The 21,951-nt window shown below is 68.1% G+C and carries 22 protein-coding genes; 6 read left to right on the top strand and 16 right to left on the bottom strand.

From position 1 onward, the window contains the following. Window positions 1–121: 121 nt before the first annotated feature. The 6 genes from ACXJKR_RS05340 to ACXJKR_RS05315 all read right to left on the bottom strand — a co-directional run bounded on the left by ACXJKR_RS05340 (window position 122) and on the right by ACXJKR_RS05315 (window position 6,723). The gene (locus tag ACXJKR_RS05340; protein ID WP_457321344.1) at window positions 122–655 is read right to left on the bottom strand and encodes a hypothetical protein; all 534 of its coding nucleotides are present in this window, start codon (window positions 653–655) and stop codon (window positions 122–124) included. A gap of 54 nt (window positions 656–709) precedes the next feature. Beyond that, window positions 710–2,383, bottom strand: a complete 1,674-nt coding sequence (locus tag ACXJKR_RS05335; RefSeq protein WP_457321342.1) for a long-chain-fatty-acid--CoA ligase — start codon at window positions 2,381–2,383, stop codon at window positions 710–712. Window positions 2,384–2,490: 107 nt separating this feature from the next. Then, on the bottom strand, window positions 2,491–3,705 hold the full coding sequence (locus ACXJKR_RS05330) for a Fic family protein (RefSeq protein WP_457321340.1): 1,215 nt from the start codon (window positions 3,703–3,705) through the stop codon (window positions 2,491–2,493). A gap of 110 nt (window positions 3,706–3,815) precedes the next feature. Further along, window positions 3,816–5,291, bottom strand: a complete 1,476-nt coding sequence (locus tag ACXJKR_RS05325) for an NAD(P)(+) transhydrogenase (Re/Si-specific) subunit beta (RefSeq protein ID WP_457321338.1) — start codon at window positions 5,289–5,291, stop codon at window positions 3,816–3,818. Further along, complete coding sequence (locus tag ACXJKR_RS05320; protein ID WP_056200508.1) at window positions 5,288–5,605, bottom strand: NAD(P) transhydrogenase subunit alpha; 318 nt, start codon at window positions 5,603–5,605, stop codon at window positions 5,288–5,290. The genes ACXJKR_RS05325 and ACXJKR_RS05320 overlap by 4 nt, the downstream gene beginning before the upstream one ends. Before the next feature lie 2 nt (window positions 5,606–5,607). Then, window positions 5,608–6,723 (bottom strand): Re/Si-specific NAD(P)(+) transhydrogenase subunit alpha, encoded by a 1,116-nt coding sequence (locus tag ACXJKR_RS05315; RefSeq protein WP_457321336.1) that lies wholly within the window; start codon window positions 6,721–6,723, stop codon window positions 5,608–5,610. 82 nt (window positions 6,724–6,805) lie between these two features. Here ACXJKR_RS05315 and ACXJKR_RS05310 point away from each other — a divergent pair, with 82 nt between their 5' ends. From ACXJKR_RS05310 to ACXJKR_RS05290, 5 genes are read left to right on the top strand one after another with little or no spacing between them, the layout of a single operon-like run. After that, on the top strand, window positions 6,806–7,303 hold the full coding sequence (locus ACXJKR_RS05310) for an NUDIX domain-containing protein (RefSeq protein WP_056200515.1): 498 nt from the start codon (window positions 6,806–6,808) through the stop codon (window positions 7,301–7,303). 12 nt (window positions 7,304–7,315) lie between these two features. Next, complete coding sequence (locus ACXJKR_RS05305) at window positions 7,316–8,017, top strand: 2OG-Fe(II) oxygenase (protein ID WP_457321334.1); 702 nt, start codon at window positions 7,316–7,318, stop codon at window positions 8,015–8,017. 24 nt (window positions 8,018–8,041) lie between these two features. Further along, window positions 8,042–9,175, top strand: a complete 1,134-nt coding sequence (gene mnmA / locus ACXJKR_RS05300; RefSeq protein WP_457321332.1) for a tRNA 2-thiouridine(34) synthase MnmA — start codon at window positions 8,042–8,044, stop codon at window positions 9,173–9,175. Further along, complete coding sequence (locus tag ACXJKR_RS05295; RefSeq protein WP_457321330.1) at window positions 9,172–10,401, top strand: sensor histidine kinase; 1,230 nt, start codon at window positions 9,172–9,174, stop codon at window positions 10,399–10,401. Before mnmA ends, ACXJKR_RS05295 begins: the two co-directional genes overlap by 4 nt. Further along, window positions 10,392–11,045, top strand: coding sequence for a response regulator transcription factor (locus ACXJKR_RS05290; RefSeq protein ID WP_235537956.1), 654 nt, complete (start codon window positions 10,392–10,394; stop codon window positions 11,043–11,045). Before ACXJKR_RS05295 ends, ACXJKR_RS05290 begins: the two co-directional genes overlap by 10 nt. Here the strand turns inward: ACXJKR_RS05290 and ACXJKR_RS05285 are convergent. Beyond that, the gene (locus tag ACXJKR_RS05285) at window positions 11,023–11,535 is read right to left on the bottom strand and encodes a CAP domain-containing protein (RefSeq protein ID WP_457321327.1); all 513 of its coding nucleotides are present in this window, start codon (window positions 11,533–11,535) and stop codon (window positions 11,023–11,025) included. The genes ACXJKR_RS05290 and ACXJKR_RS05285 overlap by 23 nt on opposite strands. A 51-nt stretch (window positions 11,536–11,586) precedes the next feature. Here ACXJKR_RS05285 and ACXJKR_RS05280 point away from each other — a divergent pair, with 51 nt between their 5' ends. Further along, a complete protein-coding gene (locus tag ACXJKR_RS05280; protein ID WP_457321326.1) occupies window positions 11,587–12,006 on the top strand; it encodes a hypothetical protein in 420 nt (139 codons plus the stop codon). A gap of 74 nt (window positions 12,007–12,080) precedes the next feature. Here ACXJKR_RS05280 and ACXJKR_RS05275 read toward each other — a convergent pair whose 3' ends face one another. The 9 genes from ACXJKR_RS05275 to ACXJKR_RS05235 form a co-directional block, all read right to left on the bottom strand. Further along, a complete protein-coding gene (locus ACXJKR_RS05275; RefSeq protein WP_457321324.1) occupies window positions 12,081–15,230 on the bottom strand; it encodes a S8 family serine peptidase in 3,150 nt (1,049 codons plus the stop codon). A gap of 29 nt (window positions 15,231–15,259) precedes the next feature. Beyond that, a complete protein-coding gene (locus ACXJKR_RS05270; protein ID WP_056200540.1) occupies window positions 15,260–16,018 on the bottom strand; it encodes an NF038120 family PEP-CTERM protein in 759 nt (252 codons plus the stop codon). Window positions 16,019–16,270: 252 nt separating this feature from the next. After that, the gene (locus tag ACXJKR_RS05265; RefSeq protein ID WP_457321322.1) at window positions 16,271–16,792 is read right to left on the bottom strand and encodes a type II secretion system protein; all 522 of its coding nucleotides are present in this window, start codon (window positions 16,790–16,792) and stop codon (window positions 16,271–16,273) included. Continuing rightward, on the bottom strand, window positions 16,779–17,159 hold the full coding sequence (locus tag ACXJKR_RS05260) for a type II secretion system protein (RefSeq protein ID WP_056200547.1): 381 nt from the start codon (window positions 17,157–17,159) through the stop codon (window positions 16,779–16,781). The genes ACXJKR_RS05265 and ACXJKR_RS05260 overlap by 14 nt, the downstream gene beginning before the upstream one ends. Then, window positions 17,159–17,665 carry a type II secretion system protein gene (locus ACXJKR_RS05255; protein WP_457321320.1) on the bottom strand — a complete coding sequence of 169 codons (507 nt, stop codon included), beginning with the start codon at window positions 17,663–17,665 and terminating at the stop codon, window positions 17,159–17,161. The genes ACXJKR_RS05260 and ACXJKR_RS05255 overlap by 1 nt, the downstream gene beginning before the upstream one ends. Window positions 17,666–17,778: 113 nt before the next feature. Next, complete coding sequence (locus ACXJKR_RS05250) at window positions 17,779–19,926, bottom strand: secretin N-terminal domain-containing protein (RefSeq protein ID WP_457321318.1); 2,148 nt, start codon at window positions 19,924–19,926, stop codon at window positions 17,779–17,781. 101 nt (window positions 19,927–20,027) lie between these two features. Beyond that, complete coding sequence (locus ACXJKR_RS05245) at window positions 20,028–20,552, bottom strand: hypothetical protein (RefSeq protein ID WP_056200554.1); 525 nt, start codon at window positions 20,550–20,552, stop codon at window positions 20,028–20,030. Further along, window positions 20,549–21,073 carry a hypothetical protein gene (locus tag ACXJKR_RS05240; RefSeq protein WP_457321316.1) on the bottom strand — a complete coding sequence of 175 codons (525 nt, stop codon included), beginning with the start codon at window positions 21,071–21,073 and terminating at the stop codon, window positions 20,549–20,551. The genes ACXJKR_RS05245 and ACXJKR_RS05240 overlap by 4 nt, the downstream gene beginning before the upstream one ends. Further along, a partial coding sequence (locus ACXJKR_RS05235) for a hypothetical protein (RefSeq protein WP_457321315.1) occupies window positions 21,070–21,951 on the bottom strand: 882 nt, incomplete at its 5' end. The genes ACXJKR_RS05235 and ACXJKR_RS05240, both read right to left, overlap by 4 nt.

Genomic DNA, 21,951 nt, shown 5'->3' with positions numbered 1-21,951 from the left:
GCACCTGCACATGGCGGGCGGCACCGGGAGGCAGGGCGATGTCGCCGTCGGTCACGGCAAGCGGGGTATCGACGAAGAAGCGGGGCAAGGCGGATGGCGGGGCGTGACGAGCCCGCCAGTATCAGCGCAGGCCGAGGGCGTCGCGCACGGCCGCCGCGGCGGCCTCGCCCTTGGCTTTCTGCACGCGCTCGACGAGCTGCAGGGCGAGGGCTTGCAGCGCAGACAGGCTGTCGGCACGCTCGACCTCGAGCGCGAAGGCATAGCCCTTGAAGGGGCCGAGCAGCTTGGTCGCCTCACCGCTCAGATAGGTGTACAGGGCCGCGCGGTCGAGCAGCGGCGAGCCGCCGGCCGGCATCGAGGGCGCAGGGGCGGCCGCAGATGCAGCGGGTGCGGGGCTGGCCGCCACCGGCGCCGCTGGTGTCGGGGCGGCAGCGCGCGGCTGGCCGCCTGCACTCTGGGATGCAATCAGCCCATGCTGGCTCAGCATCTCGAGGTCAGCCTCGCTCGCGCCAGCGACGAGGCGCAGCCAATCACTGGCCGCTTTGCTCGCGTCCAGTACGAGCAGCAGGTTGCGCGCGGTGCGAGACAGCGGCAAAGTCCGCGCGCGGATCTCGGCGCGGCCGGCATCGGTTTTGGAATACAACAGGTCGAGCACGTTATCGGGCCTCGCCCACGATCGGCGTCACCGCTCGCAAGCCATGGGAAAGCATCAGCTCTTGTCCCGCAATTCCCTGCGCAGGATCTTGCCCACGGGCGTCTTGGGCAGTTCGGTGCGGAACTCAACAATCTTCGGGCGTTTGTAGCCGGTCAGGTTGGCTTCGCAATACGCACGAACGTCAGCTTCGGTGACATTCGGGTCTTTCTTCACGATGACGACCTTCACCGCCTCGCCGGCCTTGGCGTCCGGCACACCGACAGCGGCGCATTCAAGCACGCCGGGCATCTGCGTGATGACGTCCTCCACCTCGTTCGGATACACATTGAAGCCGCTGACCAGGATCATGTCCTTCTTGCGGTCCACGATCTTGAAATAACCCCGTTCATCGACGGTGCCGATGTCGCCGGTGCGGAAATAGCCGTCGGCCGTCATGACCTTGGCGGTTTCATCCGGGCGCTGCCAGTAGCCGGCCATGACCTGCGGGCCGCGGATGGCGATCTCGCCGGGCTGGCCCATCGGCACTTCGTTGCCGTCGTCGTCCAGCAGTTGCAGCTCGGTCAGCGGCATTGGCAGGCCGATGGTGCCGCTGTAGGCCGTGCTGTCGGTCGGGTTGCAGGTCGCCGACGGCGAGGTTTCGGACAGGCCATAGCCCTCGACGATGGGGCAGCCGGTCTTCTCCAGCCACAGCTTGGCCGTGGCCTGCTGCACGGCCATGCCGCCGCCCACCGAGATGACGAGACGGCTCCAGTCCACCGTGCTGAACTCGGGGTGGTTGGCCATGGCCATGAAGAGGGTGTTGACGGCCGGGAAGCTGTGGAAGCGGTGTTGGGACAGCTCCTTGAACACGGCCGGCAAGTCACGCGGATTCGGGATCAACACGTTGGCGCCGCCCATGTGCATGGACAGCATCATGTTCGTGTTGAAACCGAAGATGTGATAAATCGGCAACGCGCAGATGGTGACAACCTGCTCGCCCTTGGGGACCTTCTTCAGCGCTGGCTGGTACCAGGCTTCGCTTTGCAGGATGTTGGCGACCAGGTTGCGGTGCAGCAGCACGGCGCCCTTGGACACGCCGGTGGTGCCGCCGGTGTACTGCAGCACGGCGATGTCGTCCGCGCCCAGCTTGGGCGCCTTGTAGGTCAGGCTGCGGCCCTTGGCGACGGCGTCGTTGAAGCGCACGGCACCGGGCAGGTCGAAGGCCGGCACCATCTTCTTCACCTTGCGCACGACGTAGTTGACGATCATGCCCTTGGCAAAGCCCAGCATGTCGCCCATGGCCGCCAGGATGACGTGCTTGGTCGGCACGTTCTTGATGACCTGCTGCAGCACCGAGGCGAAGTTCTCGATGATGACGATGGCCTTGGCGCCCGAGTCCTTGAGCTGGTGCTCCAGCTCGCGCGGCGTGTACAGCGGGTTGACGTTGACGACCACATAACCCGCCCGCAGCACGGCAGCCACTGCCACCGGGTACTGGAACAGGTTGGGCATCATCAGCGCGACGCGGTCGCCCTTCTCCAGGCCCAGGCTCTGCAGATAGGCGGCCAGCGCGCGCGAGGCCTCGTCCACCTGCGCGAAGCTCAGGCTCTTGCCCATCATCAGATAGGCGGGCTGGGCGGCATTCTTCTTGAACGAGGTGTCCAGCAGGTCAACCAGGCTGGGATAGAGCGACACATTGACGTCGCGCGGCACGGCGGCCGGGTATTGCTTCAGCCAGATCGGCTCCATGCCTTGTCTCCTTCTTTGTTGCGGCGATTCTGACCGATAGCTGACAGCGGACGGCTCAGGGGATTCGATAGCGCCCTCTAGGGGGAAACGCGTTGATGACTGATTGATCAGGCAGACGGTGGCGCCTGGAAAGCGCTACCGGTTACCTGCGGAGCGGCGGCCTCAGCCAGAGAGGCGTCAACCGCTTCGCGGTGGAAGAGGTCCAGATAGGGCTGGTAGCGCCATTGGCGGTTGCGCCCATACCCGGTGACTTCGCGCAGCCAGCCGCGCGACTCGAAGTCGGTAAGCAACTTGAGGGCGGTCGGGAAGCTGCATTGCAGCCACTGCGCGGCGCGCGGTGCCGACACGCTGGGCTGCACGAGCAGGCGGTCCAGCAAGGCCAACGCGCGGGCATTGCTCGCCACGGTGCTGCGATGGGCGTCGCGCATTTGCATGATGTCGCGGGCGGTCTGCGTGGCTGCGCGTGCCGTCTGGCTCACGCCACGCAGGAAGAATGCAACCCAAGGCTCCCAATGCCCCTGGCTGCGGATGGCTGTGAGGCGGTCGTAATACTCCGCGCGGTGGGTTTTCAGGAAGAGGGACAGATAGAGCAGAGGCCGCGCCAGCGCCCCCTCGGCGCACAGCAGCAGCGTGATGAGCAGGCGGCCGACACGGCCGTTGCCGTCCAGAAAAGGGTGGATGGTTTCGAACTGGGCATGCAGCAGGGCGCAACGCACCAGCAGGGGCAAATCGGCGCGGCTCTCGTGCATGAAGCGCTCCAACTGGCCCAACGCCGGCATCACCTCGTGCGGCGGCGGTGGGATGAAGGCGGCGGTGCGCAGGCTGCTGCCAGAGCCGCCGATCCAGTTCTGGCTGGTGCGGAATTCGCCGGGCGACTTGTCGCCGCCGCGCACGCCTTGCATCAGCTCGGCGTGGATTTCACGCAGCAGTCGCAGAGACAGCGGCAGTTCGGCCAGTCGCCCCAGGCCATGGTTCATGGCGCGGACGTAGTTGACGACCTCTTCGACGTCCTTGGGCGTGTCGGCTTCCATCGCGTCGGTCTCGAAGGCCAGCACGTCTTCGAGCGTGCTCTGGGTGCCCTCGATCTGAGACGAAAGCACCGCCTCATGCCGCACATACATCGCGACGAAGAGGTCAGGATTGGGCAGCAGCGTGGCGAGCGCGTCGAGCCGGCCCAAGTCGCGATCAGCCTGCGACAGCAGGGTCTGCAGCGATCCGTCGATCTGCAGCGGCGGGTCAGGCGGCAAGGGCGCCGGGATAAAGGCCCGATAGCCCGTGGGCTGCTGCATCCAGCGGCCGGCGCGCAGGGGTTGGTCGGCCATGCATCAGCTCCAGAACTTTGAACAAGCGGGCCGGATTGGACATCATGTTTAATATATCGGCCAGATTGTTTAATAAGCAGCCTTCTGCGGCCGTCTTATCAAAGGTCCGGCTACTCCACCGCCTTCAGCATGTCCTCGACCACCTTCTTCGCGTCGCCGAAGACCATCATGGTCTTGTCCATGTAGAAAAGTTCGTTGTCCAGGCCCGCATAGCCCGCCGCCATTGAGCGCTTGTTGACGATGATGGTCTTGGCCTTGTAGGCCTCGAGGATGGGCATGCCGTAGATGGCGCTGCCCTTCACATGGGCGGCGGGGTTCACGACGTCGTTGGCGCCCAGGATGATGGCCACGTCGACCTGGCCGAACTCGCCGTTGATGTCTTCCATTTCGAAGACCTGGTCGTAGGGCACCTCCGCCTCGGCCAGCAGCACGTTCATATGGCCCGGCATGCGGCCCGCCACCGGGTGGATGGCGTACTTGACGGTGATGCCCTTCTCGGTGAGCTTGGCGGCCAGCTCCTTCACCGCATGCTGGGCGCGCGCCACGGCCAGGCCGTAGCCCGGGACGATGACGACGCTCTCGGCGTTGCCGAGCACGAAGGCCGCGTCGTCGGCGCTGCCGCTCTTGACCGGGCGGGCCTTGCCGTCACCCACCGCGGCCGTGCCGGCCTCGCCGCCGAAGCCGCCCAGGATGACGTTGAAGAACGATCGGTTCATCGCCTTGCACATGATGTAGCTCAGGATCGCGCCCGAGCTGCCCACCAGTGAACCGGCAATGATCAGCATCGCGTTGTTCAGGCTGAAGCCGATGCCCGCCGCCGCCCAGCCGGAATAGCTGTTCAGCATGGACACGACGACCGGCATGTCGGCGCCGCCGATCGGGATGATCAGCAGCACGCCCAGCAGGAAGCCGAGAGCCACGATCAGCCCGAAGTCGATGGGCGACTGCGAATGCCAGAAGCCGAACACGAAAAAGGCCGACGCCAGGCCCAGCACCGCGTTCAACGCATGTTGGCCCTTGAACGTGACCGGCGCACCCTGGAAGAGGCGGAACTTGCTGCCGCCCGACAGCTTGCCCCAGGCGATGACGGAGCCCGTGAAGGTGATGGCGCCGATGAAGGCCCCCAGGGCCAGTTCGATGCGGTTGCCGCCCGGGATGGGCGCCAGCGTGCGCGGGGCGATGCCATCTTCCGGCGGTATGGCGGCCAGGGCCGCATCCATGGCCGGCGTGATGCCGAAGGCCGCGGGCTCGGCGACGGCGGCCACCGCGATGGCCACGGCAGCCAGGCCGATCATGCTGTGGAAGAAGGCGACCAGCTCGGGCATCTTGGTCATCTCGACCGTCTTGGCCCGCCAGGCACCGTAGCCGCCGCCGACGACCAGGCCCAGCAGCACCCACGCCAGGCCCAGACCCGAGCCGGCCAGCTTGACGATGAGGGCCGCCGTAGTGAGCACGGCGATGGCCATGCCGACCATGCCGAAGAGATTGCCGCGGATGGACGTCGTCGGGTGCGACAGGCCCTTGAGCGCCTGGATGAAGCAGACGCTGGCGATCAGGTAGAGCAACGTGACGAGATTGAGGCTCATTGCTTGGCCTCCACGTTGGTCTTCTTTTCCTTCTTCTTGAACATCTCCAGCATCCTGCGCGTGACGAGGAAGCCGCCAAAGATGTTGACCGCGGCCAGCGCCACGGCCAGCACGCCCATGCCCTTGGCAAACGGCGTCTCGGTCAGCGCCGCGGCCATCATGGCGCCGACGATGACGATGGCCGAGATCGCGTTGGTGACGGCCATCAGCGGCGTGTGCAGCGCGGGCGTCACCGTCCAGACGACGTGGTAGCCCACGTAGATGGCCAGCACGAAGATGATCAGGTTGATGATGGTGTGGTCAACGATTTCCATGGTCATGCCCTCGTGACTTGGCCGTCTTGCGTGACGCGGCRGGCCGCGACGATGTCGTCATCCAAAGGCACGTTGAAGCTGCCCTCCTTGGTGATGACGAGCTTCAGGAAGTCCAGCACGTTGCGCGCGTACAGCGCCGACGCGTCGGCCGCCACAAGGGCCGGCAGATTGGTCTCGCCGACGATGACGACGCCGTACTTGGTGACCGTCTTGCCAGCTTCCGTCAGCGGGCAGTTGCCGCCCGCGGGTGCGGCGATGTCAACGATGACCGAGCCGGGCTTCATGGCCTTGACCATGTCCTCGGTGACCAGCACGGGTGCCGCGCGGCCGGGGATCAACGCCGTCGTGACGACGATGTCGGCCGCTGCCACGCGCTTGGCGACCTCGGCCTTCTGCCGGTCCAGCCAGCTCTGCGGCATGGGCCGTGCGTAGCCGCCCACACCCTCCGCCGCTTCCTTCTCCTCGGCCGTCTCGTAGGGCACGTCGATGAATTTGCCGCCGAGGGACTCGACCTGCTCCTTCACCGAGGGCCGCACGTCGCTGGCCTCGATGACGGCGCCCAGCCGCTTGGCCGTCGCGATCGCCTGCAGCCCGGCGACGCCGACACCGAGGATGACGACGCGCGCCGCCTTCACGGTGCCGGCCGCCGTCATCAGCATCGGGAAGAAGCGCTGGTAGCGGTCCGCCGCGATCATGACGGCCTTGTAGCCGGCGATGTTGGCCTGGGACGAGAGCACGTCCATGCTCTGCGCCCGCGTCGTGCGCGGCGCGGCTTCCAGCGCAAAGCTGGTCAGGCCCGCACCGGCCATGGCCGTGAGGCCGTCGCGGTCGAAGGGGTTGAGCATGCCGACCAGGGCCGTGCCGGGTTTCATCAGCGGCAGTTCGTCGGCGCCGGGAGCGCGCACCTTCAGCACCAGTTCGCTGCCAAGGGCCGCGGCCTGGTCGACGATCTCGCAGCCCACGGCTTCGTAGGCTGCATCTGTGACGCTGGCCGCGACGCCAGCGCCTGATTCGATGCGCAGTGTGTGGCCGGCGGCCTTCAGCTTCTTGGCCGTCTCTGGCGTGACGGCCACACGGGTCTCTCCGGCCGCGCGTTCGCGCGGTACGCCGATCTGCATGGGTTCTCCTCCGGGGAACGGGGTCGCGGCAGCTTACACAATGCTTGCGCCACCCCAGTGCGGGATTTCGATTGGAGGTTTCATGACTGCCACAGACCGGTTTCGTCCCAGCGTCACTGTCGCCGCGGTGATTGCCCGCGCCGGGCGCTATCTGCTGGTTGAGGAAGAGACGCCCGAGGGTTTGATGCTGAACAACCCGGCAGGCCATCTGGAGCTGGGCGAAAGCGCCATCGAGGCCGTCGTGCGCGAGGCGCTGGAGGAAACGATGCGCGCCTTCGTGCCCGAGTCATTTCTGGGCGTCTACATGGCCCGATTCGTGCGGCCGGCGCGATTAGAGGATGTCACCTATGTGCGGCTGGCCTTCAGCGGCTCGGTCGGCGAGGAGATCGCCGGGCGCGCGCTGGACGAGGGCATACGCCGCACGCTGTGGATGAGCGAGGCCGAGCTGGCCGCCTGCGAGGACCGGCACCGCAGCCCGCTGGTGCTGCAGTGCGTGCGCGACCACGCGGCCGGGCGGCGGCTGCCGCTGGAGACGGTGTTCAATCATGTGTCGCTGCAAGCGCCGCTGCTGAAGGGCTGAGAATCCCGCGCCATGACGACCCCTGACTTCATCGAGCTCTACGACCAGGCGCTCAGTCCCGACGCCTGCCGCGCGCTCGTCGAGCGCTTCAAGGCCAGCACCCGCGTCCAGCGGGGCGAGACCGGCAGCGGCGTCGATGTCAGCATGAAGGACAGCTGGGACATCGCCATCAGCCGCCACCCCGAGTGGGCCGATGCCTGCGCCCAGCTCAACGACGCCGTCATCCAGGGCTTCAAGCACTATCTGCGCCGCTATGCCCATCTGGCGCTGGCACCGTTGAAGCTGCAGATGCAACGGCCCGATGGCAGCCAGGCCCCGCTGGATGCCGACGGCGCCGCTGCGCTGAACGACGAGCTGCTGATGGGCCTGATCGCCAAGGTCTTCCGCCCCGGCGCCATCAATCTGCAGCGCTACCAGGCCGACCAGGGCGGCTACCCCTACTGGCACTGCGAGCAATACCCCAGGCTTGACCAGGGCGAGGCGCTGCACCGCGCGGTGCTGTGGACGATCTACCTGAACGACGACTTCGCCGAGGGCGAGACGGAATTCCTCTACCAGGGCCGCAAGATCGTGCCGCGCACCGGCAGCCTGCTGATCGCGCCGGGCGGCTTCACGCACACCCATCGTGGCAACCGGCCCAAGGGCGGGGACAAGTACATCGCCACAAGCTGGGTGCTCTACCAGCGCGCTGAAAGCCTGTTTGCCCAAGGCTGAAGGAGCCTTTGGGACAATCGCCCCATGAGTTCCGCAGAAAAGAAACACCGAGCTAAACATCGAGTGGTGGTCGGCCTGTCCGGCGGCGTGGACTCGGCCGTGACCGCCCACCTGCTGAAACAGCAAGGCCATGAGGTCATCGGCATCTTCATGAAGAACTGGGAAGACGATGACGATGACGAGTACTGCTCGACACGCCAGGACTTCCTGGACGCCGCTTCGGTGGCCGACGTGCTGGGCATCGAGATCGAGCACGTCAACTTCGCCGCCGAGTACAAGGACCGCGTTTTCGAGAGCTTCCTGCGCGAGTACCAGGCCGGCCGCACGCCCAACCCGGATGTACTGTGCAATGCCGAGATCAAGTTCAAGGCGTTTCTGGACCACGCGATGCGGCTTGGTGCCGAAAAGATCGCGACCGGGCATTACGCCCGCGTTCGAGAAGTGGATGGCGAGTTCCAGCTCCTCAAGGGCCTGGATCCGCTGAAGGACCAGAGCTATTTCCTGCACCGCCTGTCGCAGGCGCAGCTCAGCAAGACGATGTTCCCGGTCGGCGACCTGCCCAAGACCGAGGTGCGGCGCATTGCCGCCGAGATCGCGTTGCCCAATGCGAAGAAGAAGGACTCGACCGGCATCTGCTTCATCGGCGAGCGGCCCTTCCGCGAGTTCCTGAACAAATACCTGTCGCACCAGCCGGGGCCCATCAAGGACGAGCGGGGCCGCAAGCTCGGCGAACACGTCGGCCTGAGCTTCTACACGCTGGGCCAGCGCCAGGGCCTGGGCATTGGCGGCGTGAAGGAAAAAGGGACGCCGCGCGGCGGTGGCGAGCACGAGCCCTGGTTCGTGGCGGCCAAGGACATTCCCAGCAACACGCTCATCGTCGTGCAAGGCCACGGCCACCCGCTGCTGCAAAGCCCGGCCCTGGTCGCTGATGACCTGAGCTGGGTCGCAGGGCGCGCGCCGTCCACCGGCGAAGCGGCGGCCAAGACGCGTTATCGCCAGGCCGATGCACCCTGCAGCGTGGGCTTCGACGCGAGCGGCCACCTGACGCTGCGCTTCCCCGACCCGCAATGGGCCGTCACGCCCGGGCAGAGCGCCGTGGTTTACGACGGCGACGTGTGCCTGGGCGGCGGCGTCATCTCGGCCGCCCTCCCGGAATGACGAAGTTCGACCGCCTGCTCGCCCGCCTGGCCGAGCCGGGCGTCGTGCTGCGCCTGGCGGCGCTGGTGGTCTGCGCGATGGAGCTGGTCAGCGCCGGCTCGGCGCTGCTGGGCGCGCGCACCGAGCCCTATGACGGCCTGGTCGCCTGGCTCTGGCGCCAGCTCGGTGGTGATGTCAACGACCGCAGCCTCGTCGTCATCTGCGTGCTGCTGCTGGTGGCCTTCGTCGCCCTGATCTTCCGGCTCGCACGCCAGGGCCAGACGGCGCTGCCGGTGAACCATCGCCTGGCTTGGCTGCTGCTTGTCGACCTGCTGGCCTTCGGCGTGACGCCGGGCCTGCCCTTCCTCGTCACGGCGCTGGGCGCCGTCGTGCTGCCGGCGCGGCTGGCGCTGGGTTTTGCGACCGCTCAGGTGGTGCTGAACACCGGCATCTACGTGTACGCATCGACGACGGCCTGGCTGGACCAGTTCGGCATGCTGTTCGCCATGCTGGCCCTGCACGGCCTGGCCTTTGGTCTCGGGCGCATGGCCGCGGCCGAGGGCGAGAAGCGCCGTTGGTTGCAGGCCGTGCTGGCAGAGCAGATGTCGGGCGAGCACCTGCTGGCCGAACAAATGCGCTACAACGAGCGCATGCAGATCGCCCGCGAGCTGCACGACCTGATGGGCCACCACCTGACGGCACTCAACCTGCAGTYGCAGCTCGGTGGCGCCCTGCTGGCGCGCGAAGACACCTCGGGCGCGGGCCAGGCGATGGGGCGCGCCGAGGGCGTGGCCGCGCAGTTGCTGGCGGACGTGCGCGAGGCCGTGTCGCAGCAGCGCAGCTCGCAGCGCATCGACCTGTCCGCCGCGCTGCAGGCCCTGGCCGAGGGCATTGCCAGCATGCGCATCGAGCTGACGCTGGACGACGCCGCCCGCGATCTCGGTCCGCGGGCAGCCCACGCGCTGCTGCGCTGCGTACAGGAAGGCGTGACCAACAGCGTGCGCCACGCCGGTGCGCGTCGCGTGCAGGTGGAGCTGCGCGGGCTAGGGGAAGGACGGGATGAGGTCACCGTCAGCATCGACGATGATGGGCGAGGCGCGCCGAACTGGCACGAGGGCCGTGCCGAGGGCTTTGGCAATGGCCTCTCGGGCATGGCCGAGCGCATGACCGAGCTGGGTGGGCAGATGTGCGTGACGCGCACCAGCCCGGGATTTCGAATCGAGTTGAGATGTCCACGATGGGTGTGATCAAGATCCTGCTGGTCGAGGACCAGCAACTGGTGCGTGAAGGCCTCAAGGGGTTGCTCGCGCTGCACGACGAGCTCAAGGTCGTCGGCGAGGCCAGCGACGGCGCCGAAGCGCTCGAATGGCTGTCCGCCGCCCCCGCCGACGACATGCCCGATGTCATCCTGTCCGACATGCGCATGCCGCGCCTGGACGGCATCGGCCTGATCCGCGCGCTGGCCGCGCGGGCCCTGCGGCTGCCGACCGTCCTGCTGACCACCTTCGACGACACGGCCGCCTTCGACGAAGCCGTGCGCGCCGGCGCCCGCGGCTTCCTGCTCAAGGCCATCAGCCCCGAGACGCTGGCCCAGGCCCTGCGCGACGTGCACGCGGGCGGCACCGCGCTGCGGCCGTCTCTCACCACACGCATGGAAGCCAAGGGTGGCGAGCGCGCCTTCACCGCGGCCGATCATCCCGATCCGCTTTCACCGAAGGAGCTGCAGGTGCTGCGCCTGGTGGCCAGCGGCCGCAGCAACACGGAGATCGCCGGCCTGCTGGGTAACAGCGAAGGCGTCATCAAGAACCACTGCTCGGCCATCTTCTCCAAGATGGGCGTGAGGGACCGCACACAGGCGGTGCTGCGCGCTATCGATCTGGGCTGGATTTAGGTCGCGTGGCGGGTGCTGCGAGATGCAGCACCCAGTAGCGCTGCAGCCGCCCCGGCCCTGTCACGCAGGCCAGGCCGAACTCCTGGAAGTCAACCGCCATCAGGTTCTCGCAATGCGCCGGGCTGGCCAGCCATTGCGCCATGGCCTCGTCCAGGGTTTCCGGCCCGCCAGCCAGGTTCTCGCCGGCCGAGCGCATCAGATAGCCTGCCTCGCGCAGCCGCGTGCGCAGCGACGTGCCTGCGGCGCCGACATGGTCGATGCGGTCGCGGGCGGCCAGTTCCTCGGCGTAGCGGCGGGCTGATTCCGCCAGCACGGGGCTGGCGCGCAGGGCTGCCACGGCGGGCCAGAGGCGCTCGCCGCAGGCCTGGGGCTGGGCGCGCAAGGCGTTCAGCACGGCCTGGACTGCAGCGGCGTCGGGCTGGCAGCTCTGCTGGGCCACGGCGGGCGCCAGGGCAGTCAGGCCCAGCAACAGAGGCAACAAGGCTCGCATGGCCGAATCCTAGTTGTTGCCAAGCGCCGACGCGGAGCCCACCATGGGGGCATGAAACCCCACCGATTGCTCGCCCCCCTGCTCGCCTGGGCCGCCCTCGCCAGCTGCGCCCAGACGCCGCCCCCAGCCCCGACCACGCCGGCCGCTTCAGCCGCGGCCGAAACCGAGTCCGTCCGGCTCGGCCGCGAGCTGCGCGCGTTGATCGGCCCTGCGGCCTGCAAGGCAGACGCGCAGTGCCGCACCATCGCCGTCGGCGCCAAGGCCTGCGGAGGTCCGGCCGGCTATCTGGCCTGGTCCAGCGAAAGCACGGACGCTCAACGTCTCGCCGAAATCGCCACTCGTCAGGCCCAGGCCCACAAGCGCGAGATTGAGGCCAGCGGCATGCTCTCCAACTGCGYGATGGTGGCCGACCCCGGTGCGGCTTGCGTGGCCGGGCGCTGCCAGCTCGCCACGCCCGCCAGCGCACGCTGAAAGTCGCGCCCACATAGAAAAAAGCCGCCGGCCTTGCGGCCTGCGGCTTTGGGAGTGGCTGTAAAGCCTGCTGCTTACTGAGCGACGCCGTCGGCCAGCTTGGCCGCCACGGTGTTGGGCTCGTTGAGCACCGGCACAACGCCGTCGGTCGACACACGCACCACGGTCGTCGTCTGGGCCACACCACCTGCATCCAGCAGCTGGAAGGCGCCGACATAGCGCTTGCCCGTGGCCAGGCCAGACCAGGTCAGGCCGACGGTGGCCGTGCTGCCGGCATAGACCTGCGAAGGCATGGCCATCCTCAGACCAGCGCCGTCACCGGCCTTGACGATCCAGCTCGACAGGGTGTGGGTCATGGCAGCACTGCCGCCGTAAGCCACCACGCAGACCTTGTAGGTGCCTGCGGCAGGTGCGAGCACCTGCACCGTCTCGTTGGAACCGTCATTGCCCGAGTACGCCGAGGTGGTGTTGTTCGGGTAGAGCAGCATCATGTCGTTGTCGTCGCCGGCGGCACCGACATCAACATCGCGCAGACCGAAGCGCGCCACCAGGGTGTTGGCCGGAACGCTGAAGCTGTAGACCTTGACGTTGGCGGTGTCGGCACCGGCCTGGCAGACGGCCTTGAGCTGGGCGCTGCTGGTGGCCTTCYGAGCCAGGGTGGCCGGCGCGGACAGCGTCACTTCCTTCATACCGCCTGCCGACGAGCCCATGCGGCCAGCGAAGCCGGTGCGGACCGTGAACAGCTTGGTGCCGGAAACCGTGGTGCCGGTGAACTCGGCCGGGGCCGAGATCGCCTTGCCCACCTTGGCCTGGATGGGCGAACGCACGGTGTGCGTGCCGTCGTTCCACACCAGCTGGCCATAGTTCCAAACACCTTCGGTGGCGGTCGTCGTGGTCAGCTTGACCGTGAAGGCGGCCGAAGCGCCCGGGGCCAGGGTCAGCGAGGACGGCGTCACGACGGTCGTGAAGCCCGGCACGCTGGCGGTGGCGTTGTAGGTGGCACTGCTGCTACCCACATTGGTAACCGTGCGCGGGAAGGTGACGGAGCCGATGACGGTACCGGCCGTCATCGTCGCCAGGTTCAGGTCGGACGTCTCGGAGAGCGTGCCGATGTTCGTGCAGTCGCTGGCCGGCACCACCGCAGCCTTGTTCACCTTGCACTGGTACTTGACCCAGTCGTTCTTGCCCGAGTTGTAGACCAGGCCGGGGTCGGTGGCGCTATTTGCCTGCACGTGGCCCGAGCCTTGCGACCAGGGCAGCAGGCCGTTGGACAGGCCGGCCAGACCGTCGTTGAGCGTTGAGTAGGCCGTGGTCATCAGCGCCGACTTGATGGCGCCGGGGCCCCAGGTCGGGTGAGCCTGCTTGAGAAGCAAGGCCAGGCCAGCCACGTGCGGGCTGGACATGGACGTGCCCTGGTAGGACGCCCATGCCGGTCCGGGTACCAGCGTGCCGGCGGCGACGGCGTCGCGGTCACCCTGGCTCAGGGCCGGGGTGACCTGGGCGATGACGTCCACGCCCGGTGCCGTCACATCGGGCTTGAGGACGTTGCTGTCACCGGCGTTCGGGCCACGCGACGAGAAGTTGGCCATGATCGGCGCCGGGGCGGTGCCGATGTAGAACTTGCTGATGCTGGCGGTCGCGCCGGCCGTCTGGGCATAGGTCTTGATCGCAGCGCCGTCGGCGGTCGTGACGTGCACGGTCGGCACCGAATGGGCCTCGGCCACCAGGCCAGCGCCGTTGTCCTGCATGATCATGCCGACGCCACCGGCGTTCAGCACGGCCAGGCTCTTGTCGACACGGGCATTGGTGCCGCGCGTGCAGACCACGATCTTGCCGGCCACCTTGGCGGGGTCCAGTTCGAGCGGGTTGCTGAAGCACAGGTTCAGGTTGGCACTGGCACCGGCAACGCCCGCATCCTCGGCGCGGATGATGAGCTGGTTGTTCACTTCTGCCAGGCTGTTCAGCGAGGCGCCGGTGTACTTGGCGGCATTGCCCAGCGTGGCGTCGCCGTTGAAGGCGCGGTCATGCGTGGATGCGGCCACCGTCGTCAGCCACGGGCTGATGTGGGCGACAGCCTGGCCGGGGCCGCTGTTGCCTGCCGAAGCAGCGACGAAGACGCCGGCGATCGAGGCGCGGTAGAAGGCTTGCTCGACGGGGTCGTTGACCGAGGTCTGCGAGCCGCTGATCGAGAAGTTGATGACGTTGACGCCATCCGCCACGGCCTTGTCGATGGCGGCCACGGAGTCGGTGGTGAAGCAGCTGTTGGTGCTGCCGGTGCCGTCGGTGGCGGCCACGTCCACATAGGTGTAGCAGACCTTGTAGGCCGCGACGCGAGCGCGCGGCGCCATGCCGGAGGCCTGACCCAGGGCGATGCCGTTGACGATGGMCGTGACATTGGAGTTGCCCGCCGCCGTGGAGGCGGTGTGGTCACCGTGGCCACCGTGGCCGGTCGCACCGCCCAGGTCATCGCGGCCCGAGGCGAACGACGTCCAGTGCGGGGTCCGGCCGGAGGCGATGAAGCCCGCGTTGAAATGCTGGATGCCGATCAGCTTGTTGTTGCAATGCTTGGCGGGGTCGATGCCCTCGCCAGCCACGCAGCCACCGGTATAGGTGGCGGGCTTGGGGCCATAGACCAGGGTGTCGGCCGGGTTGTTGCTCGGCACGCCGTTGGCATCGACACGGTCGAAGAAGGCGGGGTTCTCGGGCCAGATGCCCAGGTCGACGACGCCGATCACCAGGTTCTCGCCCTTGATGGCAGAGCCGCCGGCGGTCTGCGACCACAGGCCGCCCGGGGCGGTCAGGCCCAGGAACTTGCTGGTGGAGATGGTGTCGAGCTTGCGGGCTTCGTCCTGCCACAGGCCGACGACCTGGCTGTTGGTGCTCAGCGAGCGGGCTTCGTCATCCGTCAGGCTGGCGGCAAAACCGTTGAACACGGTCTTGTAGGTCGCCAGGACGGGCGCATTGCCGACCAAGGAGATCACATTGCTTTGCTGCTGGCTCAGATAGCTGATGTAGGCCTGCACGGCAGCGCTGCCGTACTTGAAGGTTTCACCGGCTGCCGGTTGGGTGGCGGCCAGGCCTGACACCGTGCCCTGGTAGGAGGCAGCGGGTTCGTCCTTGAGCTGGACGATGTAGGTCTTGCGATCCTGCGCAAAGGAGCTTGTGGCCAAACCTGAGAGCAGAACCAGCGTCGCCAGTGCGGCGGGCTTGAGTTTCATCTTCATCAAAGAGTCCTTTCGATGCAAACGGCGGATCAGACAGCGCGACGGCGGCTGGCCCGGAAGGCGGCAAGGCCGGCGACGCTCAGCAGAGCGAGGCTGGCGGGCTCGGGCACGTGCTCGATGACGACGTCATCCAGCGCGAACTGGGCTCGGTCGGTGCCAAAGGCCGTGCAGCTGCCGGTGGTGCCCGGCGTGGGGCAGGCGAAGCCGAAGGCGTAGACATAGTCCCACTCGGTGTTGCCGAAGGCGCCGGTGCTGTAGGTTCCGAAGTTCAGGTTGCCCGCCGCGTCCAGGCCGGTCAGCGCGAAGGTGGCGGTGGTCGACACGCCATTGCGCACACCTTGCAGGCGTACGAAGCCGGGGGTCGCGGCGATGGGGTCGCCATTGCCGATGAAGCTTGCCTTGAAGCTCTTGATTGAGAAGCGGAAGCCGTCGTTGGCGCCGAACAGCAGCACGGCGTCATCCAGCAGGCCGATGTAGGTGCTGGCGTTGTTCACGGGGCACTGCGCACCAAAGCAATCCGCACCTGCGGCCATCACGCCAACGAGATCTGCCGGCTGCGCAAGGGCGCTGTTGGAGAACGGGTCGAAGAACATCGTGTGGCCGGCGATACCCGGCTGATAGAACTCGTCGCCATTGCCCAGCAGCGGCAAACCCGGGTACGACAGGAAGGGCGAGCCGTCGATCGGCGTCTCGAAATCGATGGTCGAGCGCAGCACGCCCGCCTGGGCGCCCATCGACGCCGTGAATGCGGCCGCGGCCAGCGCGACCAAGGTCAATACCTTCTTCATTTAACTACCCACTTTCTTTGATCAGTTGAATCTACCGAGCAGGCGGGGCAGCGCCGAAGGCACCGCGGCATCGTCGACGGCGTGGGCCGTGTTGATGTCCTGCCAATGGACAAAGCGTCCATTTAGGCGGCCGATTCTGTGCGAGCAGGATTTCACGGCCATCCCCAGTTGCCCGGCATCCAAGCAAGGGGGGAACGGGTATTCACCGAGTCAGCAGACTTGACTAACCCGTATGAAATTTCATAGGACAAATCACCTTGACGCGCCACTGGCCGCTGAGGCAGCCGAAGCGGGGTCGGCGGGCAGTTGCAGGTTGGCCACGGTGCGTGGCGAGAAGAGCAGGTCGCGCGCAATCCGGACCGGCAAGCCGTCCGGGCCAACCTCGCGCAGCAACGCATGCTCAGAGCGGCTGCGCACGGCACTGAACGCGCCGGGCTGGCCGGGTTCGGCCACCAGCTCCCAGTCCGCCTTGCCGGTGAAGGGGTCCTCATAGGCGCGGCGCAGATGGCGCCGCGGCTTCGGTACGCGGTTGTCGATGAGCAGGTCGTCCAGGCTGCGCGGGTATTGCTGCGGCGGGTTGGGCGTGGCCGCCGCATAGGCCACGATGGCGCGCGCGATCTCGCCGCCGCGGAACAGCAGCTCCCGCTCGCGCTCGCGCTGGGCCGCCGTGCTCCAGGCCTGGCCCAGGGCTGCCAGGCCCGCCGCGGTCAACGCGACGAGGAAGAGCACCGCGAGGTAGGAATAGCCCCGCGTGCGGCTGCTACCAGTCCGCATAGAGCCTGCCGTCCGCCGAGCGCCCGGCGGCGCCGCTGCGCACATCCCAGACCCGGCCGCTGGCCTGCATCTCAGTCGGTGGCGGCAGCTCGATCCAGGTCTCGCGGCTGGCGGTCAGCGGGTCCTCGGGAATGCCGCGGATATAGCGCGCCGCGGCCAGCTCCTGCAGCGACTCGGGATACCGGCCCTTGTCGGCGGCGTACTGGTCGATGGCATCGCGCATCGTCGTCAACGACTGCAGCAGGGCCGTCTCCTTGCTCTTGTGCAGCGATGTGAAGTAGCGCGGCGCGGCAATGGACGCCAGCAGTGCCACGATGGCCATGACGACGATCAGTTCGATGAGGGTGAAGCCGCGTTGCCTGGCCATCACCAGTCCTTCAGCCGCGAACCATCCAGCGCCTTGCGCTCCGAGCGCGAATAGACGTCGAACACGTCCTTGCCCGCACGCGGGTCGTCGGGCGGGCTGTCGTAAGCGCGCAGGCCCCAGGTCTCGGCCGCGCTCAGCTCTGCAGGCGCGAAGGGGTCGCGCGGCAGGCGGCGCAGGAAATAGATCTTGCGGCCGTTGGGCGACTTGGCATCGGCCACGCCGTCGACCAGCAGCTGCAGCTTCTGTGGGTAGCCGCTGTCCTCGGGGCTTTGCACGATGCTGCCGGTCTCGGTGGCGCGCTTGTAGGCGTCAAGCGCCTCGCGCAACGTGCGCAGCGACTGGCGCAGCTCGTGCTCGCGGCTGCGCTGCACCGACATCTCGAGCAAGGGCCGCGCGGCAGACGCGAGCACGCCCAGCATGGCCAGCACGACCAGCATCTCGATCAGCGTAAAGCCACGAACAAAACCCGCGTGACGCCCGCGGGCCGAGCGCCGGGCCGCTCCCAAGCCGGCCCGTTCTGGCGATGCTGGCCGGTCAAGCCGGCAAGCATCGCCGTCCCCTCGGGGGACCGACCGGATTCGCCCGCGTTCAGCGGCGCGAAGCAGGGCGAGGGGCAGTTTCACCTTACCGCCTCGACGGTCAGCAGGCCCGAGCCTTCAAGTCGCACCGATGCCGATTCGCCATTCAGTCCGCTGGCCGACAGCGAGCTGACGCCGATGTTGAGCACCTGGCCGGCCGCCGGCGGCAGGGCGCGGAAGGCGACGACGCGTTCACCGCGTGGCGCCAGCTCGACGGGATAGCGCCCGGGCGTGACGCCCTGCAGGGGCTGGGCCGGTGTGAGCTTGGCCGCGTCGTATTCCAGCTCGCCCTTGATCTGCAGGCCGCTGTCGTTCTTCAGCGCGACCGAGACGGTACCGCCGGCCGGGATCTGCGGCGTCACGTCCAGCTTCAGCAGGGCCTCGGCAGGGGCCGCGCTGGGCTGCGCTTGCGCGGCCGGCGCGGCGGCGCCGCCACTGCTGGGCGCCACACCGACCCGGGCATCGCGCCGCAGCAGGCTGCTGAAGGCGCCGGGGCTGGCATCGGTGCCGCTGGCCAGGCGTGTGAGGGACGCATCGGGCACGGCCAGGTTGCGTACCACGCGCGGCGTGATCAGCAACACCACCTCGGTCTTGTTGCGCGTGTCGGTCTGGGTGCCGAACAGGCGGCCCAGCACGGGGATGCGCGACAGGCCCGGGATGCCGGTGCCGCTCTTGCGGTCCTCGTCGTTGATGAGGCCGGCCAGCACCTGCGTCTCACCGTCAGCCAGGCGCAGCACGGTGGAGGTGTTGCGGGTGCCGATTTCGTAGGCCGTCGTGCCGCCGGGGCCGGTGACCTGGCGGATCAGGTTGCTGACTTCCAGGCCGATCTTGATGACGACGTCGTTGTCGAGCTGGATGGTGGGCTCGACGTCAAGCTTCAAGCCGACGTCCAGGTAGCTGACCGAGGCCGCGACGGAGGTGGAGCCGGTGAAGTTGGTCGTCGTCGTGAACACCGGCAGCTTCTGGCCGATGTGAACCTTGGCCTTGTCATGGTTGCGCACGCGGATCTTGGGGTTGGCCAGGATGTTGGAGTTGCCCGCCGTGCCGCGCAGCGTGGCGATCACAGTAGGGTTGGCGATGCTGGCGCGGAAGTTGATGGGGTTCTTGCCGCCGATGAAGACGCGCGACGGGATCGCACCCGTCGCGTCGCTGATGCCCACCTGCAATTCCTCCGGCCACTGCAGGCCCAGCGAGTCGACCTGGTCGGTAGCCAGTTCCATGACCTCAACCTCGAGCATCACTTCGGGCTCGGGCAGGTCGACCGAGGCGATGAGCTTTTCCACCAGTCTCAGCACCTCGGGCGTGTCGCGCACGATGAGCAGGTTCAGGCGCTCGTCGATGTGGATGTCGCGCACCTTGGCAATCGTGCGCACCATGGCCTGCACCTGCTTCACGTCGGCGTTGGTCAGGTAGAGGGTGCGGGTGATCAGCTCCTGGTGCTCGCGCTGCTTGGCGGCCGTGTTGGGAAAGATCAGCACCGAGGTTTCGTTGAGCAGCTTGCGGTCYAGTTGCTGGGTGCCGAGGATGACGCGCATGGCCTCGTCCATCGTCACGTTGCGCAGGAACACGGTCACGCGGGCATCGGCGCGCACGTCCTTGTCGAAGACGAAGTTGACGCCGCTGGAGCGGGACAGCGCCTCGAAGACCTGGCGCAGCGGCGCCTCGCGGAACTCCAGCGTGACGGGCTTCTGGAAGGCCGGGCCCAGCTCGCCGACCGCCGCTTCCAGCGGCCGCGCCTGGGCGACCTGGCTGGCCAGCAGGCGGGCGCCGGGATGCTGGGGCGACTCGGCCAGGATCTCGCGGGCCACGCCTTCAGCGCGCTCAAGGCGGCCCTCCTTCAGCGCCGCGCGGCCGGTGGCCAGCTGGGCATCCTGGCGGCGGCTGCGCTCCACCTCGGTGGTCAAGGCGACCAGGCGCGGGTGCTTGGCGTCGGCCAGAGCCAACTGGCTCAGCAAGGCCGAAGCCTCGTCCCAACGCCCGGCGCCGCGCAGGGCTTCGATCTGCAGGATGAGGCGGGCCGTGGCCTGTTCGCGGGCGCGCACCTGGGCGGCGCGCAATTGCGGGTCGTTCGGGTCCTTGGCACGGGCATCGTCCAGCACACGCAGGGCGGCCGGCCACTGGTTGCTGCGGCCGAGGTCTTCGGCCTGGCGCAACGCCGGATTGGCGCAGGCCACGAGCAGCACAGTCACAAATGCCCCAAGGACGACGTGGAACGTCGTCCGCCCCCCGAGGGGAGCGAGAAAACTTGGGGCGGCCCGGCGTTTTCCCGGGAAGAGAAGGAAGAGCTGCTTCATGGGATGGGCCTGAAGACGATGTTCTGGGGAAGCTGGCCTGGCAGCCAGGTCAGGCGCACGCCGCTGTCGGAGACCTGCTCGACGCGCCACTGGCCGTCGATGACGTCGCCGCGCTTGGCACTCAGCGCCTTGTTTGGGCCGGTCAGCAAGGCAACCTCGACCGCCTTGGCGCCCTCGCCTTCAATGACGCGGCCGATCATCTGGTAGGGCGCCGGCGGCGCGACTGGGGGCGGCGGTGGTGCAGCAGCGACCGGGGCTGGCGCCGGTGGAGGCGGCGGTGGCGGCGGGGGTTGCCAGGCAGCCAGTTGGGACGCGGGGGCCTCGGCCCAGGGTTGGCGGGCGCCGTCCACCGGCGCAGGCGCGGCAGAGGTTGGCGAAGCGGTGGCAACCGGGCGACGGGCTGGCGCTGCGACCGGCGTCACGGCCTCGTCATCGGGGCGCGTCGCCACCCAGGCCGTCGCGGCCAGCGTCGCGACGAGCGCGCCGCCGAGGGCAAGTTGACGGGGCGACGTCGGCTTCATGGCGCAGCCCTTCCGTGCAGCGACCACTGCAGTTCGGCATCGACATCGGCCGCCATCGGGCTGACACGGCGCAGCTTGACCGAGTCCAGGCTCAGCGCCGGATCATGTTCGAGTGCCGCGGCAATGAAGCGCCGCACCTGGCCGTAGCTGCCGGTGACCGGCATGGTCACGCGCAGCCGCTCCAGGCCCTCGGACGTGGACAGCCGGTGCTCGGTGCGYGCGCCGTTCAGGTCCAGGCGGATGCTCAGTTCCAGCAGGTCGGCAAGGCGCTGCTGGCGGCTGCTCGATGGTGGCAGCGTGGCCTGCCATTGCTGCACGCTGACCGGCGCGGACGCTGCCGCCACGGCGGGACGGGCCTTGGCACGCAGCTCGCGGGCCTCGGTCTGCAACTTGACGGCCTGAGYGTCCCAACGCTGGCTGAGCACGACGGCGACCACGGCAAGGACCAATGCCGCCAGGCCGGCCAGGCCGGGCCAGCCGAGCGCCTTGACCGGAGCCTTGATGAAGGCGGGCCGCTTCACGAACCGCCTCCGGTCGCCACGCGGGCATTGATCTCGAAGCGCTGGCCAACCAGGCCCGTCTCGGCGGCCGAGAAGCGCGACAGCACGACCTGGCGCCAGCCCGGCGTCGTGCCAAGCTGCTCGGCCAGCTGCAGGGCCAATAACTTGTCGGGCGTCAGGCCTTCCAGGCGCAACTCGCCGCGGCCGGCGTTGGCGTCCATGCCCAGCCAAGCGATGGTCTTGGCCTCAGCGCCCGCGGTCTCGACACGGGTCAGCAGTGGCTCCCAGGGCATGGCCAGCAAGGCGCGGGCTTCATTGGCCGAGCGGTTCTCGGCCGGTTCGGCGCGGCCGCGCGCGGCGGGCTTGGGTACCGATGCCGGGCGCAGCGTGGCGACGCGGTCGCGCGCGGCCTGGGCGACGTCGAGGCCGCGATGGCTGTCGACGGCACTCCATGCGGCCGTGGCCAGCACCAGAGCGCCGGTTGCGGCCAGCGGCCAGGCCAAGGGCGAGCGGCCACTGCGCGGCAGGAAATCAGGCTGCGGCGTGACGGGGCCGGGCTGGGGAATGAGTTCGTCGGCGGGCGTGCCGACGGCGAGAGGCGCGTCGCCACCGAGATCGGCGATCTGCTGTACGCGGCGCGACTGCAGGCCGGTGACATGGCCGCGGTCGAGCTGGATGACGACCGAAACATCGCCCTCATGCCAGACCGCACGGCCCGAGCCGGCGCGCGTCGCGGCCGGCAGCGAGGCCAGCCAAGCAGCCCAGGCCGGCCGCACGGCGGCGAGGCGCACGTTCGCAGTCTCGGCCTGGGTGCGCAGTGCGGCCAGGTCCAGCCCATGCAGAGCGGACGCGCCAGCCGTCTCGCCCAGCTTCCAGGGTGCAATCGCAAAGCGTTGCGC

Source organism: Roseateles sp. P5_E11, from assembly GCF_054049355.1.
The sequence above is the reverse complement of the archived record's forward strand: the minus strand, read 5'-3'. Positions and strand labels throughout refer to the sequence as shown.

What these genes read in the sequence shown, in the direction of transcription:
- ACXJKR_RS05290 (WP_235537956.1), top strand. Translation starts at nt 10,392, where the DNA reads ATGGGTGTGATCAAGATCCTGCTGGTCGAGGACCAGCAACTGGTGCGT.
- ACXJKR_RS05305 (WP_457321334.1), top strand. Translation starts at nt 7,316, where the DNA reads ATGACGACCCCTGACTTCATCGAGCTCTACGACCAGGCGCTCAGTCCC.
- ACXJKR_RS05335 (WP_457321342.1), bottom strand. Translation starts at nt 2,383, where the DNA reads ATGGAGCCGATCTGGCTGAAGCAATACCCGGCCGCCGTGCCGCGCGAC.
- ACXJKR_RS05310 (WP_056200515.1), top strand. Translation starts at nt 6,806, where the DNA reads ATGACTGCCACAGACCGGTTTCGTCCCAGCGTCACTGTCGCCGCGGTG.
- ACXJKR_RS05285 (WP_457321327.1), bottom strand. Translation starts at nt 11,535, where the DNA reads ATGCGAGCCTTGTTGCCTCTGTTGCTGGGCCTGACTGCCCTGGCGCCC.
- ACXJKR_RS05330 (WP_457321340.1), bottom strand. Translation starts at nt 3,705, where the DNA reads ATGGCCGACCAACCCCTGCGCGCCGGCCGCTGGATGCAGCAGCCCACG.
- mnmA (WP_457321332.1), top strand. Translation starts at nt 8,042, where the DNA reads ATGAGTTCCGCAGAAAAGAAACACCGAGCTAAACATCGAGTGGTGGTC.
- ACXJKR_RS05325 (WP_457321338.1), bottom strand. Translation starts at nt 5,291, where the DNA reads ATGAGCCTCAATCTCGTCACGTTGCTCTACCTGATCGCCAGCGTCTGC.
- ACXJKR_RS05320 (WP_056200508.1), bottom strand. Translation starts at nt 5,605, where the DNA reads ATGGAAATCGTTGACCACACCATCATCAACCTGATCATCTTCGTGCTG.
- ACXJKR_RS05265 (WP_457321322.1), bottom strand. Translation starts at nt 16,792, where the DNA reads ATGCGGACTGGTAGCAGCCGCACGCGGGGCTATTCCTACCTCGCGGTG.
- ACXJKR_RS05245 (WP_056200554.1), bottom strand. Translation starts at nt 20,552, where the DNA reads ATGAAGCCGACGTCGCCCCGTCAACTTGCCCTCGGCGGCGCGCTCGTC.
- ACXJKR_RS05260 (WP_056200547.1), bottom strand. Translation starts at nt 17,159, where the DNA reads ATGGCCAGGCAACGCGGCTTCACCCTCATCGAACTGATCGTCGTCATG.
- ACXJKR_RS05270 (WP_056200540.1), bottom strand. Translation starts at nt 16,018, where the DNA reads ATGAAGAAGGTATTGACCTTGGTCGCGCTGGCCGCGGCCGCATTCACG.